This is a genomic window from Spirochaetales bacterium (assembly GCA_016930085.1).
In the GTDB taxonomy this organism is placed as follows: domain Bacteria; phylum Spirochaetota; class Spirochaetia; order SZUA-6; family JAFGRV01; genus JAFGHO01.
The window spans coordinates 1-15442 of the sequence record JAFGHO010000003.1 but is presented as its reverse complement, the minus strand read 5'-3'; the positions used below and the strand labels follow the sequence as shown (position 1 = coordinate 15442).

The 15442-nt window shown below is 51.4% G+C and carries 12 protein-coding genes; 8 read left to right on the top strand and 4 right to left on the bottom strand.

The genetic code is table 11. From position 1 onward, the window contains the following. On the top strand, positions 1-715 hold a 715-nt coding region (locus JW881_00190; GenBank protein MBN1695902.1), incomplete at its 5' end, for an AbfB domain-containing protein. Positions 716-765: 50 nt separating this feature from the next. Then, entirely contained in the window at positions 766-2109 is a 1344-nt protein-coding gene (locus JW881_00185; GenBank protein MBN1695901.1) for a hypothetical protein, read from the top strand. Positions 2110-2158: 49 nt separating this feature from the next. Here the strand turns inward: JW881_00185 and JW881_00180 are convergent, their stop codons facing one another. Then, the gene (locus tag JW881_00180) at positions 2159-2728 is read right to left on the bottom strand and encodes a flavin reductase family protein (protein MBN1695900.1); all 570 of its coding nucleotides are present in this window, start codon (positions 2726-2728) and stop codon (positions 2159-2161) included. Between the two features lie 214 nt (positions 2729-2942). On the opposite strand from JW881_00180, the gene JW881_00175 reads away from it, so the two are divergent. The 6 genes from JW881_00175 (at position 2943) to JW881_00150 (ending at position 10684) form a co-directional block, all read left to right on the top strand. Then, the gene (locus JW881_00175; protein MBN1695899.1) at positions 2943-4571 is read left to right on the top strand and encodes a hypothetical protein; all 1629 of its coding nucleotides are present in this window, start codon (positions 2943-2945) and stop codon (positions 4569-4571) included. Positions 4572-4763: 192 nt separating this feature from the next. Next, the gene (locus JW881_00170; protein MBN1695898.1) at positions 4764-5753 is read left to right on the top strand and encodes a hypothetical protein; all 990 of its coding nucleotides are present in this window, start codon (positions 4764-4766) and stop codon (positions 5751-5753) included. Between the two features lie 9 nt (positions 5754-5762). Then, positions 5763-6743, top strand: coding sequence for a hypothetical protein (locus JW881_00165; protein ID MBN1695897.1), 981 nt, complete (start codon positions 5763-5765; stop codon positions 6741-6743). Between the two features lie 240 nt (positions 6744-6983). Continuing rightward, positions 6984-8318, top strand: coding sequence for a DUF1566 domain-containing protein (locus JW881_00160; protein ID MBN1695896.1), 1335 nt, complete (start codon positions 6984-6986; stop codon positions 8316-8318). Positions 8319-8403: 85 nt separating this feature from the next. After that, entirely contained in the window at positions 8404-9174 is a 771-nt protein-coding gene (locus JW881_00155; protein ID MBN1695895.1) for a restriction endonuclease, read from the top strand. Between the two features lie 148 nt (positions 9175-9322). After that, positions 9323-10684, top strand: a complete 1362-nt coding sequence (locus JW881_00150; GenBank protein ID MBN1695894.1) for a hypothetical protein — start codon at positions 9323-9325, stop codon at positions 10682-10684. Positions 10685-10730: 46 nt separating this feature from the next. Here the strand turns inward: JW881_00150 and JW881_00145 are convergent, their stop codons facing one another. The 3 genes from JW881_00145 to JW881_00135 all read right to left on the bottom strand — a co-directional run bounded on the left by JW881_00145 (position 10731) and on the right by JW881_00135 (position 15176). Continuing rightward, a complete protein-coding gene (locus tag JW881_00145) occupies positions 10731-12869 on the bottom strand; it encodes an adenylate/guanylate cyclase domain-containing protein (protein ID MBN1695893.1) in 2139 nt (712 codons plus the stop codon). 189 nt (positions 12870-13058) lie between these two features. Next, positions 13059-13757 carry a response regulator transcription factor gene (locus tag JW881_00140; GenBank protein MBN1695892.1) on the bottom strand — a complete coding sequence of 233 codons (699 nt, stop codon included), beginning with the start codon at positions 13755-13757 and terminating at the stop codon, positions 13059-13061. 222 nt (positions 13758-13979) lie between these two features. Continuing rightward, the gene (locus JW881_00135) at positions 13980-15176 is read right to left on the bottom strand and encodes a family 43 glycosylhydrolase (protein MBN1695891.1); all 1197 of its coding nucleotides are present in this window, start codon (positions 15174-15176) and stop codon (positions 13980-13982) included. Between the last annotated feature and the right edge of the window lie 266 nt (positions 15177-15442).

The window sequence follows — 15442 nt, the reverse complement described above, 5'->3', positions numbered from 1 at the left end:
GGCGGATAATATATCCGGGAAGGCGGATAATATATCCGGGAAGGCGGACATATCGTCTGCAAAAATGGACAATATGTCCGTTTCATTTGAATCCTGCGATATGCCCGGATGGTATATCGGTGTCGACGATGAAGAGCTGGTTCTCCTCGAACCCGATAGCGACGCGGCGAAAGAGTATACCACCTTTAATTTCGTGCCCGGTTTCGCCGATGCGTCATGCGTTTCGATTCAATCCGCGTCCGATCCCGGCTACTATGTAAGGCGCCGGCACCACACGGTGAGGCTTCATGAATATTCGGCATGGATGCTGTACAAAAAGGACGCGACGTGGAGAGTGGAGAGGGGACTCGCCGATAAAGACGATAAAACCCATGTTACCTTCAGGGTATGGAACGACGGGGGTATGGTGATCCGGCATCTCAACAGAAGGCTGTTTGTCGAGATATCCGACGGAAGCGAACCTTTCGAAAAGGCCGCCACTTTCATTATCAGGCCGCCGAACTGGAACGGGGTAAACAGGGTTTCGGAGAAGAAGGCCGGCGAGCGGTCCTTTTCGCGGTCAAGGGCGGCGTCTTTTGCGGCATTTTCCTTTTATATCGCGCTTGTTCTCGTCACGGCCGTTATTGTCGCGGTAAATCGGAAAAAACGGAAACCAGGGCGGCACTGGGGAAAAACGGATCATACGGTGAGTCATTCAAGGAAGATGGGGACCTGATATCGGTCTGAATACTCTTTGTGGGGATATAAAGAAGGAGGATATATATCATGAGCACGTTAGGCATGTACCTGTCCGGCAACAGATTCAAAAACGCGCTTTCGTCATTGAGCGGATTTATGACAAAGGAACGGATCATCATCGTTTCACTCTTTCTGGCCGCCCTGCTGCTGCGTCTCGTTTATTTCAGCCATACCGATCCTTTTACGAGGACGGATGACGCACCCGGACACTTTGAATATATCGAGTTCATTGAAGAAAACATGGCCTTACCGGCGATAAACGAACTCGAACAGTCCTACCATCCGCCCCTTTATTATGTTATCGCCTCGGTGTTCAGAAAGATACTGATGATTTCGGATTTTGATAATGGTGCGATCAACAGGGTACTGCAATTTCTGTCTCTCTGTTTCAACATGGGTTTTCTCGTCGCCGGGACACTCGTCCTTAAACGCTATATTTCCGACAGGAAGGTTCTTTTTCTCTGTATCGCGCTTCTTTATTTCTGGCCTTCATCGATACTACACGCTGCAAGGATCGGAAACGATAACCTGCTTTATTGTTGTTACGGCTTCGGCTTTTTCTTTCTCTGCAAATGGTACGATGACGGAAACAAAACAGATCTCTCTTTCTTTACCCTCTTTGCCCTCCTTGGACTTTTTACGAAAGCGAACGGTATCGTGATTCTGGGCTGTTTCGGCGTGCTTCTTTTTGTGAGGTTTTTCCGGACAAAAGCGAAAAGGAAGTTCGTCCTGACCGTCCTGCCGTATATCATTATACTGCTTTTAGCCGTAACGGGTTTGTTCATCTTTTCTGTCGTCGATGCGCTGAACGGATATGAGGTCGTTACCTTCGCGAACCGGATGAACACGATGGGCTGGGGGGATTACATCGGTATAAACGCGAACAATTTCCTCTATTTCGACGCGAAAACATTCCTGAACGAGCCCTTTACCGACCTGGCCGACGACCGCGGCGGAAGACAATATTTTTTCAACTATCTTTTTAAAACCTCGCTTTTCGGCGAGTTTTCGGCGAATACCGGCTTCCTGAAGAATTGCGCGACCATTATGAGTTTTCTGCTTCTTGTGATCCTGCTGATCATGGCCGCGGGAATCGTGACGTCGCGCCTTCGCGACGCGAAAGCACGGCTTCCGATCCTGCTCAATCTCATTCTCTTTATTCTCGCTTCGGCCGTCTACCGCCTTCTTTCCCCCATACCGTGCAGCAATGATTTTCGTTATATTTTCCCTGCCGTTATTTCACTGCCGGTATTGGTGAGCGGCGCGATTTCGTATATGAACAGAAAGAAAATGTCGATCTTCGGTTATTCGGTTATCGGGGTTATCATCGCGTTTACCGGTTTTTCGATCGTCTTTTACCTGTTATGGTAGAGCATTGTGCGCGGATTTTCCTCACGCTTCCCGGGACGGCATGAGTATGTCAGCCTTTTTTCAGTTTCGTTCCGATTGAAAACGGTTTTCCGTAATCGCCGTGTGTCGTCGCATAGCGAGAACCCATGAAGACGAGGGGCTCGATGTCGATCGTATTGCCCGGCCCTTCCCCTTTGAGATTTTCATCAAGGTGAATTTCAGAGATGCGGCCGATGAACAGATCGTGCGAGGGAAGTTCTATCGTTTTATGGACGGTGCATTCGATGTTCATGGGACATTCCGATATAAGCGGTGCGTACCTGAGATTGCCGTAAAAAAGGGTGAATCCGCACACCCCGGCCTTGTCGTATTCTTTTCCCGACACGATTCCGCAGAAATCGGTTTCAACTGCCTGTTGTGCGGACGGAACATTCACCGAAAACTCACCCGTTTCCGTGATCAGCGAGTGGGTATAACGGGATTTTCTTATGCCCACACCGAGCATCGGCGGTTCAGAATTGACGATGCCCGCCCACGCGATCGCGGCGAAACTGATACCGCCCCCGGCGTTTTTTCCCCCGACCAGCACGGCGGGCATTGGAAACAGCCGAGCGAGGGGCCCCAGTTTTATCTTATTCATGGGATAACTCCTTTTCTTTGACCTCGTTTTCATGGTTATATCACAAGATCCGCCGTTTGCCTATAGCGGATAGCTACCGGCCTGCCCAATGGCTCGCATCGACGATATGAAATAGTTTGAAAAGGCCGGCATAATTATTTTTTGAGGGATTCGACCGCCGGTAACGCCTTACTATGTAAAAGTGTTAAAAATATCATTATTAAAGGAGAAACGTATGTATTGCAAATCTGGTATCAACTGTGGTTTTTACTTCGTCGTGGTTTTCGTCATGTGCGTATCGGGCTGCGAGTCCCCCGTTACGGATTCCGGTGGTCTATTGAATGATATATCGCCCGTGACAAAGGCCCCGGATGTCTCCCGTTGCAGCGTCAGGGGAGACATTACAACGGATACGCCTTTATTCACCTGGGTTTCCGTGCCCCGGGCCTCTTCATATACCCTCTATGTCATTAAGCGCGAAGACGAAGCGATCGTGCTTCGTGATATGCATATCGGGGAAGCGGGTGCTCCCTATACCCCCGTCCGCCCCCTTCCCGAGAAAGTGCCCCTGAGATGGACGGTGAGGGGAGAGAACGAAAAAGGCGCCGGTCCCCCTTCGCCGTGGGTGGACTTCAAGATAACACCGCCGGACGGAGTGTTCAGGGTGACGGGCAACCCCCCGCTGTTCGAATGGCCGGAGGTAGCGGGCGCCCAATACTGGCTGCTTGTCGGGGACGACGGGGATCTGGGATCGAGCACCTGGCTTGTCGACCGGAGGGATCTCGGGACGAACGGATATCAATCACCTTCTGCGTTTCCCGCCGGGCGTACCTATTACTGGAAGGTGAAATACAAGGCCGGTCCGGTCGAGGCATGGTACTGGTCGGAGATCATGCCGTTCGAGATCCCCGGCACACCGACGGTACCGACATACAGGCAGTTGGCGGAATATTACGCGCCGGTCATTTTCCAGGATGTCGATACCGAAGGGAATTGCAGCCATGCTGACGGGGGGAGGGCGGATTACATCACGAACGTCAACTTCGACGGCGACTGGTACGCGAGGAACAACTGGGAGAACGAACCCTGTTATTTATTGAAGGCGTATGTCTATTACGCGGTCGTTGAAAGTTCGAGCAGGTACTATATCACCTATGCGATTTTCCATCCGAGGGATTACACGAACGAGACCCTCATCCTCGAGCATCTCGACGAACACGAAAACGACATGGAAGGCCTCTGGATGTCCGTCTACAAAAACGGAAGTTTTTACGGACACCTCGAAGCAATGGTAACGGCCGCGCATTACGATTTTTACCAGTATTCGAATTATGGTGTCGGTGAACGGGAGAACATCGACGGCGGGATAATACTGACTGGCGGCAAACCGACCGTGTTTATCGAATGCAGGGGCCACGGGATAAAGGGCTATGCGGAATGGTACGGGCGGGACTTCCCCGGAAACGACGGTGTCGTGTACCGTTATTCGGGTAACGCGCAGCATCCCCTCGGCGTCACCGCCCACAGAACGTATGCGAATGCCTGCACCTACGACCTTGTTCATATCGATGAACTATGGGAAAGAAGGCCCGGCGGCGTCCTCTATGATCCGGGAAAACTCTATTATTCGACGGATACGTTTCTGGGAGACAACGTCGCATCCTGCGGCTGCAAACTCACCCCAAATTCCCCGCACCCCCCGTGGGGCTGGGATGACTGGAACGACGGGGGCGGGCTTCAGGGGGGCGAGCAGTTTACGGACCCCGCCTACTACTTCGATTATACCCTTTCGCTTGAAAATATACCCGGACATTCGTGCCCCTGTAATGATTCGTATATCTTTCATCCCTACACAAGGCCCTGAAACGGGAAAAATGATACCCCGTCCGTTCCGCCGTGGAACGGACGGGATTTTTTTGATTTTATTGTTTACTTTTACCGGTTTTCATTGTATATTTAGCGTAAATAAAGACATAGCTTTAGTCAAATGCAAATATTGTGCAGGTTAATTCCTTCATTTTATCAAGATTTTACTATTCGTCATGGGGAGCCGTACATGAAAAAAATGATACTGATCGCGGTGTGTTCCTTTGCCATTCTGCCGCTTCAGGCGCAGGAGCGTGATAGGACAATCGCCGTACTCGAGGTCGTCGGTGAGGGGGTCGATGCGACCGAAACTTCACTCGTTTACGAATATATCGTCGACCGGATGAACCGGAGCCGGACGTATATCCTCGTGGAGCGGGCGGCGCTGGACAGAGCCCTGGAAGAGATGGAGTTGTCGGCTTCGGATATCGTCGATGAGAATACCGCCTCGAAACTCGGAAAGGTGACGGGGGCAGGTTTTATCCTGATTACTTCCCTTATAAAGACAGGAGAACAATATCATCTGTCAATGAGGGTGGTGAATGTGGAAACGAGTACAATCGAAAACACGGCGATTGAAAAAACCTCGGATTTTTCAGCAATCGATGTTCTGACACGGCGGGCGGTGGAAAAACTCTTCAATTTGGGCTTTAATGAAACCGGCCGGAAAGCCTCTTATCTGAATATTACGGCCGGGGGCGGCCTCTGTATCCCTGTCGGCGATGTGGGGAGGGTCTTCACCCTGGGGTATACCGGGCTTTTGCATTGCAGCTGGAACATGAAACTCGGTCCCGGCTATCTGGGATTGGGGTTTTTGACCGGTGCGGTCGTCGAACCGACCCGCTCAAAGGACGATCCCGAAAGCGAGGTCGTCTATGAATATACCTTGCTCGCTTTTCCCGCATTCGGGGTCGTGCAGTACCACCTTCACTTCGGCCGGTTTTACGCCGGGTGTGAGGTGAATCCGGGCGTCCTGCTTTCCATCGCCCTCTTCAGTGATGCGGATGAGGGGGAAACATCGTTGACGCCCGTCGCCGCCTTTTCGGGCGGACTCTACGGGGGTTACACCCTGACGGAAACGATCGGTCTTTTTGTCCGGCTCGATTACCTGCACGGTTTTTATACCGGGGCGCCTTATACGGGCCTGGCCGCCGGAGCCGGCATTGAAATCAGTTTTTAAGGAGATTTGATGAAACGTCATTATATATCTGTTATATGTATAATCCTTTTGGCCGGCGGCCTGATTCCGGTCGTCATGACAAGCTGCGGTGACTTCGATGTCTATACGCTTGCCGGGGTAAAAAAACCGGGAGAACGCTTTTTGCCTTCGCAACCGGTTATTTTCTTTGTCTCGAACGGGCAGTTGTGGAAAGCCCCGATTCCCGAGGCCGGCCAGGATTTGGCTGAACCCGAACGCGTGTATACAGCTGAGGAATTACTCGATACCGACGAGCTGTACGCAGATGAGGGTTCGGACGCGATCTACTGGTCTTGCGGGTCAAAGGTTTACCGTTATACGGGTTTGAGGAATGAACTTGTCGTCGATTGCGGCGGGGACGACATCACCAGCTTCGCGATCGACCCGAACAGGAAACGGCTTCTTATCGGTCTTTCCGGTTCGGATAAGGACGATATATATGAGTCCGGACTGAAACCGGGAAGTACTCTTTCCCCGCTGAACCTGATAAGTGCCGAACTGCAGTCGCCTTTCAATGATCTTGTTTTCGATCCGGATTACGGTGAAGACGGGACTCTCTTTATGACAACGTATCGGCAGGACGGCCTTATCGATCCCATTATTTCGAGACTCGATTTTCCCGGGAATATACCCGCAAAGATACTGCAGGATGACATCGTCCTGTTGAAGTTTCTCGCATGCAGCCGCGCGAATGAAATATTATATTATATGGATGGCGCTTATCTTGAAGCGGTAAATTATAACGGTGAAGACGCCGGGTTCGTCCGTCAAAATGATATTCACTGGCTTGCGATAAAGGATATGTCGTATGATGAGGTCGATCATCTTTTTTACCTTTCCGATGACGATGAAGACAGCCTTCCTTCCGATTGGCATGGGGCTATAAAGCGCCATGATCCGCTTACAGAGACCTCGACGATTATCCACGAAGAACGGTATCTCATCACCGCCATTGCCGTCTATCGTCCCTGACCGTCTGCCGCATACGAAAATATGAATATCAAAAAGCAGAATACGGCAACCTCCGCATACCCCGTCCGTTCCGCCGTGGAACGGACGGGATTTTTTTTATTTCATTGGCTACTTTTCCATTAAAAATAATTCTCCGAAAACAGCCGTTTCCCGCGCAAAGGTTTGACAACCGCGACGACCTTATCTATTATGACAAAACAGGATCGCAGAGAGAAATCCTGCATTGACAAGGAGTGACGGATGCATCGAAGAAATAATTACCGCCTGGAAAGGTATTTCCGCTTTTTTCTCGTATTTTTCGTGTTACCGTTTGCCTTGATGAACTGTAATACGGCCGCGCGGTTCGGTATCAAAAGGATCGTCCTGTCGAACACACATGCCCAATGTCAGCCGGTGCCGGATTCAGGCGGCACCTCTTATTTGATCGCACCGCTCGAAAAGGACGTTTCCGGGCTTACTATCGAAGCGATTGAAATTTACGGTGAGGGGGCGGTGAAGGTCGACGGCAGTGAGGCCGCTTCCGGCGCCCCGTTTACCGTAAGCGGTCTCGAGTACGGCGAGAACAAGCGGAAGATCGAGATCGTTTATCCCGATGAGGGAGGCAGGTCCTGTGACGTCAGCATATACAGGGCGCTGCCGGTCAATACCGGAAAAGGGGCGGCTTCAGGCGGATCTTCCGGCCGCTTCCTGAACAACGGCGACGGAACGGTCACCGACCTGAATACCGGCCTCGTCTGGGTGCGGAATCCTTCCTCCGTGGCGGATAAAATGTCGTGGAACCAAGCGTTCGATCGTATTGGTGAATTGAATGCGAAAGCCGCTTTCGGAACTACCGGCTGGCGGCTCCCGAACATCAACGAATTGAACAGCCTCGTCGATTATGATGTCGAAAACGCATGGGAATGGCTCGAGGAGGCCGGATTCGAAGGCATCCGGGGGATATACTGGTCGTCGACCACCTATGCGGTCGATACCGGCGACGCGTGGAACGCCTGGTTCGTTCACAGCCACGCGCCGAATTGTCCGGGGAAGACCGCGAACGTGTTTATCTGGCCGGTCAGGTCTCGGGGTATCGTCAGGAAGACGGGGGCGCATGAGTTAGCCGGCTACCGGTTTGAGGATTCGGAAGACGGAGGCGTCCCGCAGGGAATCGCCTGGCCGGTTCCCCGTTTCCGCGACAATCTGGACGGAACCATGACGGACAATATGACCGGGCTCGTCTGGATGAAGGACGCCGGTATCACGGGGATGAATACCTTTGCCGATTCCCGCCTCTTTCTCGAGGGCCTCAACGACGGAACGGTCGAAGGCAACTGCGGGTATACCGACTGGCGGATTCCCGGAATTAGGGAAATGCAGACGCTGGTACATTACGGAAAGACCGATTGCAGCCAATGGCTCGAAGGTCTCGAAGCGGGATTTGAAAATGTCGGGAACTTTTACTGGACGCAGACCGTCTATTCGACATCGCGCGGCAGGCAATCTTACTGGTTCATTTCACTGGAAGCGGGCGTCACCGCCGAATTCGGCAAAGACAGCCGATTGTCCTTCTGGCCGGTGCGGGGCGGGGGATGAAACGACAATTGTCGTACCTCTCATGATTTCGGAAAACACGGATTCTTGAAAAAACGGGCTGACGAAAACAAAGGAGGCGGCATCCATGACGGATGATCGTGAAAATATTGTCTCTCATATCAAATGCCCCCTGTGCGGCAAAAATACGGTCACCTGCCGTTACTGGGAAAGCGGGGGCGATTCCCGGTATTTTTACGACAATTTTACCCATCATTGCACGAATCCCCGCTGCGATTATCATGAAGAAGAGCTGGAGCGTTTCGGCGGGGAATCGAGTTATGAATATCCGTGGCCTTCATGTCCCTTTTGCGGACGGGACGCGCTGGCCGGAGAACCGCCGCAGGTTGTTGTTTCGGAGGAGGCAAAAAAGAAGCGACTCTATGAACAGGAAGATTTTGATGAAAAATGCGGGCTGCTCGTCAATGATTTCGAACAAATCAGCCGGGAGATGATCGAATATTTTTCAAACCACCCGGACGAACTTTATCGGCTTGAGTGGAGAAAATTCGAGGAATTATTGGCCGCGATCTTCAGGAACCAGGGGTACGTGACGGAACTCGGGCCGGGATGGGGCGACGGGGGAATCGATCTGCGTTTGATCCAAAAGGATTCGATCGGCCGGATGATCACTCTGGTGCAGGCAAAAAAATATAAACCGGAAATCCCCATCCGTCTCGAGGCGGTGGCGGCGCTCTACGGCATTGTGGAGCATGAAAAGGCAAACAGGGGGCTGTTTGTCACGACCTCGAAGTATCTGCCGGGTGCGAGGGAGTTCGCGGCCAAGCAGTCGTATAAGTTGTCACTGGCGACATCCGCGGAGGTCGCCGAATGGTGCAAAAACATATGCGGCTGGTAGCTGTTTTATCCCAGTGACCTTCGCAGCCACTGGTATTTCAGGGAGGTAATTATTTCTTGACTGAGCACATTCCGTATGATATCATTCTTTCACGATAAATAGTGAAAATGTCAGCGAATAAAAAAACAATAAAAAGGAGAGAATAAAAATGAAAATAAAGTCCGTTTTATTTTTTATTGCCATATTCGTTATTGCCGTTCAGGCGGGATTTGCCGCGGAGATCTGTGAAAAGTACGGCACGGTCGACGCGGGGGAATACATCATCCAGAACAATTGCTGGGGCTCGGACGCGCGTCAGTGTATCAGTACCAGCGGAACGGGATTTACGGTTACCGTATCCGAACACAATCAGGGTAATGTCGCCTCCTACCCTTCCATTTTCAAGGGGTGCCACTGGGATATGTGCACGAGCGGATGGACGTCGATACGCGTCGGAAGCCTTTCACGGGCGACCATGAACTGGAGCGTGAGTACCGAAGGCGTTGAAGGTGTTTACGATGTCGCCGCCGAGATATGGTTCAGTCCGAATCTCGACTGCAGCGAGGGCTACGACGGCGGCGCCGAACTCATGATCTGGCTTGACGCGAAAGGCGGCATCGTCCCCGCCGGTTCTAAAGTCGGCGATTACGGGCCGTATGAAGTCTGGCACGGTTCAATGAGCGACGGTGTCAATACATGGACCTATATCTGTTACTACCGGATCGCCCGGACATCGGCGGATCTGGACCTGATGGGGTTCATCGCCGACTCGATGTCACGCGGCTGGATATCGAGTTCGGATTACTTTCACGATATCGAGGCGGGATTCGAACTGATGAAAGGCGGCGTGGGACTGAAATCCAACTCGTTTTCGGCGACGATATCGGGCGGGGGCTCCGGTCCGCAACCCGGTCCCACACCGGATATGGATCCGCTTCCTTCCGAAAACGACCCGTGTGCGGGGAAGTCTTCATCAGCGCAAAGCCTTCCGTTTACCTTCGACGGATCGGGTATCTACTGCTGGACATTCAGTTCGACCCCGGAATACATCAATTCGAACAATATGGAAGCCCTCTTCGTGAACGGTGTCGATTATACCGACGGCTACGCCGCTGCCGAAAATTTACCGCCCAAAATTGACGGGAAATATTATGTGTATTACAAGGGGAACTGGGACTGGAGTCACTTCAACGCGGCCGGAGCGGTCGCGACCGAACCGACGCCGGTACCGGGCGAAACATCGCCCCCCACCCAACCCCCCGCTGAAACACCGACACCGACACCGGATATAACATCGCCCCCGACACAGGCGGTCACCTCGCCCCCGTCCGGTACAATGGGCGATGTCAATGGCGACGGGACGATTAACATTGTGGATGCCCTCATGACTGCGCAGTACTACGTCGGTCTTGCGCCGTCGGGATTCAATCCGGATGCCGCGGACGTCAATTGTGATGATACCATCAACATCGTCGACGCACTCAGGATCGCGCAATATTACGTGGGGCTTTTGGATTCGCTCGACTGCTGAGGTTACTGACGAATGACCGCTCGGATTGACGGAAACGGCGGCGCGGTTATTCGTGTATTTTAAATGCGCTGTCCCAGTCGGGCGGGGGCGGCGTCTTGATAAACGTGATGCAGCGTTTTATATAAAGCAGGGGGATATAGTCCCGCGCATAAAGCTCTTTTGCCTCCTTGAAATAGGTAAGCGCTTCCCTGAATCGTTTTGCCCTGTATCGTTCGATTCCTGCCAGGATTATATCTTTTGTCCGTAGTTTGTTTTCCTTTATCTTATCGTCGTCCGCTTCATAGACTTCATAGATTTTACACGCCTGGTTCTTGCCTTTCACTTTCACATAATCGATTTCGCGAATAAGTATGCTTCCCGGTTCCGTCAGGTTGTTATAGGTCTGCTCCGAAATAATAATCGAGCAGAAATACAACCGGGTCAGCCTTTCGAGTCGCGAGGCGAGATTGACCGAATCGCCTATCACCGTGGTATCGAGTCTCCGCTGGCTTCCGACCGTTCCCAGCATGAGCGGGCCGGTATTGATACCGATTCCCATATTGAGGGGTTTTTCGTTTTCCATCGCTTTGTATTTGTTGTATTCATCGAGCTGGCGTCTCATCCCGATGGCGGCGGCCACCGCCCGGTCACCGGAACTCATCGATCTCTCGTCCGCAGCTTCCGCCGAACTCTCGGAGAAGAGGGCCATGATCGCATCGCCCACATATTTATCGACAAACCCTAGATTATCGGTGATGGGGGATTCCATGCGGAGGAGATAGCTGTTCAACAGTTGAAAATTTTCCTCCGGTGATAATACTTCGGAAAGTGACGTGAACTCCTTGATATCGGAAAAGAGGACGGACATGCTCCGTTCGAGGCTGTCGCCTAAAGAAATATCGACCGCTGACTGTTTTCCCAGGAGCGAGAGAAACTGGGTGGGAACGAATCTGAAAAATGCGTCTTTCTGCTGCGTCAACTCGATATTGAGTTTGTCCACTTCCTTTTTGGTATCGACGAACCTGTTGGCGGAGGTGAGGAACATCGAGAGGATATAGAGGACGATGCCGGTATTGGTCAGCCACATCGGGGCCTCCATGAGAAGGTTGACGTAGATGATATCATGGGTCGCGGTGATAATGACCACACTCACTCCCGCCAGAAGTACCCTCGCGTATTTGTTCCCCTTGACCACCGCATAGATCGAGAGGAAGAGGATGTAGAAATTGATGGCGGCGATAAAGGCGATCGAGAGAATACGGTTGATACGAAAATATGCGACATCCACCGTCGGACTAATACAGAGGTAGGTACAGCAGCCGAGTGTTATCACCGCAACGATGAGTTTGGGAATCCAATTGGAATGTATTTTATAAAAATCCTGGAAATAGAACGCAAAAAACATCTGCGCGAGGAACAGGCCGGAATACCATATTTTTGTGGCGATAAGGTACCCGAATGGAAAATCCTCGAAAAAGAAATTCGTCGAATACACGGCGATACAGACAAAGGCGAGGAATATATAGAGATTGAACTTCTCCTCCCTGTTTCGGAGAAACATGAGCAGGAAGTAAAAAGCGACGAGTGTCGCGAGAAACACAATGATCATGGGAATGAGAACATTGATCGAGTAGTTGTAAAAATAATCGTCCAGCCTGTCGGCGTTATTGGTAATGAACGGAAGTTTCAGATCGCCGTACTGCTTTTCGGTATACACCTTCATTGCAATGATATTTTCCCCGCCGTAATTAATGAGTCCGTCAGGAAGGATATAACTTCTCGGGATCGCGCCGGTCCCGAAGTAATGTTCCGGCGGCATGGAACCGCTTGTCGCGATAAGGCTGCCGTTCAAGTAAAGCCGCGTCGCTTCTGGGAGTTTCTGGCAGGCGTAACCCAGCGGGGTGCCTTTGAGTGATTCCGAAACATAAAAGGTTTTTCTGAACCAGTAGATATTCGACTTTTCTAGATCGTAGTAAAAATTGACCGCCGGAAACTGAATCGATTTCCAGGCGGCATCATCGAATTCAGGCGACGCATAATCGGGATTGTCGCCCGCCGAATATTTCCAGTCCTTTGCCAGGTAGGTCCGGGTTCCCAGGTTTTCCACTTTTTCCGGCCCCTCGGACAATACAGGTGTTCTTTGTGAACACGTGCCGCAAAGAAACACCGCAGTTATAATTATCGCTAAAATCGGAACTTTTTTCATGATTCGTACCCTGGTTTATTTTCGGTTGTTTTATCCTAAAATTTTAAAGAATACTGTCTCCGTTTACGCCGCTACTCGTCATCCCCATTTGGCACAGCACACCCATTCTCAGGAATAACCCTAAATCATCGTTCTGTCAAGCCATGGGGAATAATTAGTTCCGTTAAGACGGGTTTTTGGTCAGTCAGCCTATATCCGCTGTTTCGCCACCCAATGGATCGCGTATTTTTTCAGCGCGGATGTGTCCTTGAAATTCAGCTTTGTTTTCATGCCGTTTTTATATGTCTCAATCGTCGAGACGCTGATATTCAGTTCATAGGCAATCTGATTATTTTCAAGGCCTTCACCCAGGAGATGGAAAACTTCAAACTCACGCCAGCTCAGGCTTTCGACAGGGATGCTTTTTCTGCCGCTCAGGGGCCCGCAGATCTTTAGAAGCATTTTATCGGCGATTGCCTTGTTGATATAAATACGGCCCGACATAACCCTGTCCACGGCGGATAGAAACTCCTCCGAACGCTCTTTTTTCATAATATAGCCGCTCGCGCCGGCATCGAAAACGCGTTGAGCGTAGAATTCCTCATCGAACATCGAGATGATGAGGATTGGCAGCCGGGGGTGGCTGAACCTGAGGTATTTTGTGAGAGCGATTCCGCTCATCCCTTTGAGTGATATATCGATAATGGCGAGGTCGTACGCCGTATATTCCGCATATTCCATAGCCTGCCTTGCCGTCTCAGCCTCATCGATCATGACTTTTTTGTACTTTTTGTAAAGGACTTTTTTCAGGCCAAGCCGGAGTACCGGGTGATCATCGACGAGTAGAATTCGTATCTCCTCATTTATGATTTTTTTATTTGTAATTTCTTTTGTCATTGTATTCATCATACGTTTCCTTTTCCTTGATAGCAATCATTGTCCGTATAGCCGGAGGGACTCTTCCTGTTACCTTGTTTTCCCCCCGTTCTCCGGTATTTCATACTACCGGTAATGTTTCTGTAAAGTTATCAATTACAGGTAGTATTTATATAAATTTCAATACCGATTATGTAAAGTTCAGCTTCTTTATCGTAGCTGGCAATGATGTTTCTCTTCTCCCTTCCCGGATATTTACAGGTACGGCCAACCTGATGCATCCCAGTAGAGGGGACGAATCCGGAGGGTCGCGGTCCCGTTTGCCTGTGCGTCGTAGGCGTGGTTGACTAAAATCGCGGAGTCCCCGGAAAGATATACGGCGTTGTGGCCGGGTCCGATCCAGCGTGAATCACCGCCGTCGATAAGGGTACCGCCTCCGTTCATGAGGGAGGTCCCGTTTCTGTCCGTGTACGTACCGGTAATGCTTTGGCTCCTGCCGACCCGGATGTTGTATGTACTGTCGATGCCCCTGCAGCAGTACCCGTGGGAAATAAAAAGATAAAAATAACCGCCGCGGCGGACGATAAAGGGCGCCTCGATCGTCTCGTTATAGGCAATCGAATTAAGCCGGCCGCCGATGACGGGCTTCATGGTGCCGGGGTCGAGTTTCAGAAGCTTTATCCCGCTCCAGAACGATCCGAAACTCATCCACGGTTCGCCGTTTTCATCGAGGGCGATATTCGGGTCGATGCAGTTGTAATCGTACTCGGCTTTCGACTGGACCACCACCCCCTCATCGACCCACCGGTATGAGGAGTCGCCCGAATCGAGTGTCGTGTTCGACGCAAGACCGATCAGCGAATGGTTGCTTCCGAACGAAGATACGGAATAATAGAGGTAGTAGGTGCCCCCGAAATAAAAGATGTCCGGGGCCCAGATGTTGCCGTCGGTGTCCGGGACCATTTCCTTGTGCCATGAAGGGTTGACGGAGAAGACCCTCCCCGCGTTTCTCCAGTATAGCCCGTCGTCGGAGATTTTCATCCCGATCCCGGTCGCGGTATGGAAGATATACCACCTTTCGCCCTGTTTTATGATCACCGGATCGTGAACCCCGAGGTCGCCCGAGAGGTTCCACTGCTTCGCATAGAGATCCTCTTCATCCGGCTGGAGCGGGGTGGCCTCCGGTGTCATGCATGTGCCGATTTCCGGGCGAAGTCCCACGTAGTATTGGGCAATCTGGAGGGCGTCGACGATATTGATCGTATTGTCGCAATTGACATCCGCCGCATCCGCATCGAAGCCCTGGGGAGAAAGCCCCACGTAATATTGGGCCGTCAACAGGGCGTCGACGATATCGACCGTTCCGTTCCCATTGACGTCTCCTGCGTTAGCGAACACGCAAACGCCGTAAATAATAACCATCGGAATGCAGAATACAAGCCCTTTCTTCACCGGATTCCTCCTCCTTTTTTTCAATGGATTATTATCCCATATTTTTTTATCTTTTTCAAATAAAATTTTTATGTAGCGGACCGGAAGGGACACGGGAGAAAACCCGCACCCCCTGTCCGCCGTTCGTTTCTCATTGAGAAACAACCCCTCACAATACACTCAAAAAAACTCATGTCGGCAACGGAGTATTTCGATCAAGACAATTGTCGTATATCATACTCCCTGCCGGCACCCCCCCCCCCCCCCCCCCCCCCCCCCCCCCCCGC